At 31.9% G+C, this 429-nt stretch carries 1 protein-coding gene; it reads left to right on the top strand.

What is annotated here, in order from left to right; translation table 11 throughout:
* Positions 1–185: 185 nt before the first annotated feature.
* Positions 186–429: FAD-dependent oxidoreductase (locus LE190_RS22305; protein WP_225240622.1), on the top strand; the 244-nt coding region annotated here is incomplete at its 3' end.

Raw genomic sequence — 429 nt, 5'->3', positions numbered from 1 at the left:
ACACTATAAAGAGCTAAAAATCAAACAACTACAAAACATATTATTGAAAGAATTAGCCTCTTTACAATAAAATTCACAACATATCAGCATAATAAATAAATATTTTTTAGCTTTTTGAGCCAAAATTTAAGATATTTGCAGCTTAATTCGATTGTACCGAATTTTTACAACAAACTATTAAAAATATGCCAAGCAATAGTTCAAATAGAAAATTCCCAAGAGTAATCATTATTGGTGCTGGATTTGGAGGAATTGAAGTTGCTAAAAAGCTTAAAAATAAGGAAGTTGAAGTTCTGTTGCTGGACAGAAATAACTTTCATACTTTTCAACCATTGATGTACCAAGTTGCCACGGGCACTCTTTCAGCGGACTCCATCTCCTTCCCTGTTCGCAAAATGTTCAAAGGCCAAGACAACTTTCATTTTAGAC

The sequence above is a fragment of the Massilia hydrophila genome, assembly GCF_020208145.1.
Classification (GTDB): Bacteria; Pseudomonadota; Gammaproteobacteria; order Burkholderiales; family Burkholderiaceae_D; genus Telluria; species Telluria hydrophila.
This window is presented reverse-complemented; position numbering and strand designations above follow the sequence as displayed.